Origin of the sequence: Enterobacter cloacae complex sp. GF14B (assembly GCF_004136805.1) — a bacterium.
GTDB classification, from domain to species: Bacteria; Pseudomonadota; Gammaproteobacteria; order Enterobacterales; family Enterobacteriaceae; genus Enterobacter; species Enterobacter hormaechei_C.
Map to the genome: position 1 here is coordinate 1 of NZ_QFRV01000264.1, position 1,478 is coordinate 1,478.

At 62.9% G+C, this 1,478-nt stretch carries 2 protein-coding genes; both read left to right on the forward strand.

Annotated elements, in window-relative coordinates:
• Window positions 1–60 precede the first annotated feature (60 nt).
• Complete coding sequence (locus DD606_RS25170) at window positions 61–735, forward strand: urease accessory protein UreF (RefSeq protein WP_032607933.1); 675 nt, start codon at window positions 61–63, stop codon at window positions 733–735.
• A gap of 9 nt (window positions 736–744) precedes the next feature.
• Window positions 745–1,362 (forward strand): urease accessory protein UreG, encoded by a 618-nt coding sequence (gene ureG / locus DD606_RS25175; protein WP_022651876.1) that lies wholly within the window; start codon window positions 745–747, stop codon window positions 1,360–1,362.
• Window positions 1,363–1,478: the final 116 nt, after the last annotated feature.

Here is a 1,478-nt window from a genome sequence, read left to right on the forward strand (position 1 = left end):
CCTGCGTAAAACCTTCGGTGGCGGGCTGATCGTCTCTGCCCTGCTGGCGCTGATGAGCTGATGGAGCACGCCCGCCAGCGGCTGCGCCTGATGCAGCTCTCCAGCAGTAGCCTGCCGGTCGGATCGTTTACCTGGTCGCAGGGGCTGGAGTGGGCCGTTGAGGCCGGATGGGTCACGGACGCTGAGGCCTTCAGGCGCTGGCAGATCCAGCAGATGGAGCAGAGCTTTTTCTGCGTCGACCTGCCGCTGTTTATCCGCCTTTATCGTGCCTGCGAGAAGCAGGACGTCGCGACAGCAAAACGCTGGACGGCATACCTGCTCGCCTGCCGGGAAACGCGCGAGCTGCGCGATGAAGAACGCAACCGTGGCGCGGCCTTTACGCGCCTGATTAAAAGCTGGGAACCCGCCTGCCCGCCAGAATGGTTGCCGCTGTTGACGCAGAGCCAGCTCTGCGGCATGGCGTGGCTCGGCGTGCGCTGGGGCATTAGCACGCGTGAGCTGGCGCTGAGCCTGGGCTACAGCTGGATTGAGAGCGCGGTGATGGCGGGCGTCAAGCTGGTGCCGTTTGGGCAGCAGGCCGCACAACAGCTGATTATCGACCTGAGCGACCATTTTGCCGCCGGGTTTGAACAGGCATTTTTACGTGGCGACGACGCGCTGGGGGCCGCTACGCCGCTGTCGGCCATCGCCTCCGCGCGCCACGAAACCCAATATTCACGACTATTCCGTTCCTGAGGAGTCAATATGGCTGATTACAAACATCCCCTGCGCGTGGGCGTGGGCGGCCCGGTAGGGTCGGGCAAAACCGCCCTGCTGGAAGCGCTCTGCAAGGCGATGCGCGATACCTATCACCTGGCGGTGGTGACTAACGATATCTACACCAAAGAGGATCAGCGCATCCTGACCGAGGCGGGTGCGCTGGAGCCAGAGCGCATCGTGGGCGTGGAAACGGGCGGCTGTCCGCACACCGCCATCCGCGAAGATGCTTCAATGAACCTGGCGGCGGTGGAAGCACTCAGCGAGAAGTTCGGCAATCTGGATCTGATCTTCGTCGAAAGCGGCGGGGATAACCTGAGCGCGACCTTTAGCCCGGAGCTGGCGGACCTCACCATCTACGTCATCGACGTGGCCGAAGGGGAAAAAATCCCGCGCAAGGGCGGGCCGGGGATCACCAAATCCGATTTTCTGGTGATTAACAAAACCGATCTCGCGCCGTACGTCGGCGCCTCGCTGGAGGTGATGGAGCGCGACACCAACCGCATGCGCGGCGAGCGTCCGTGGACCTTTACTAACCTGAAAGCGGGAGACGGTCTGGGAACGATCATTGCGTTTCTGGAAGAGAAAGGGATGCTGCGGGTGTAGTGCGGGTTATTGCCGGGTGGCGGCTTCGCCTGACCCGGCCTACGGTTTTGTAGGCCCGGTAAGCGCAGCGCCACCGGGCAAAAAAACTCACGCCTCCGGCAGCTCCGCCAGCGGCC

Coding starts and splice junctions, on each gene's coding strand:
- ureG (WP_022651876.1), top strand. CDS start 745: ATGGCTGATTACAAACATCCCCTGCGCGTGGGCGTGGGCGGCCCGGTA.
- DD606_RS25170 (WP_032607933.1), top strand. CDS start 61: ATGGAGCACGCCCGCCAGCGGCTGCGCCTGATGCAGCTCTCCAGCAGT.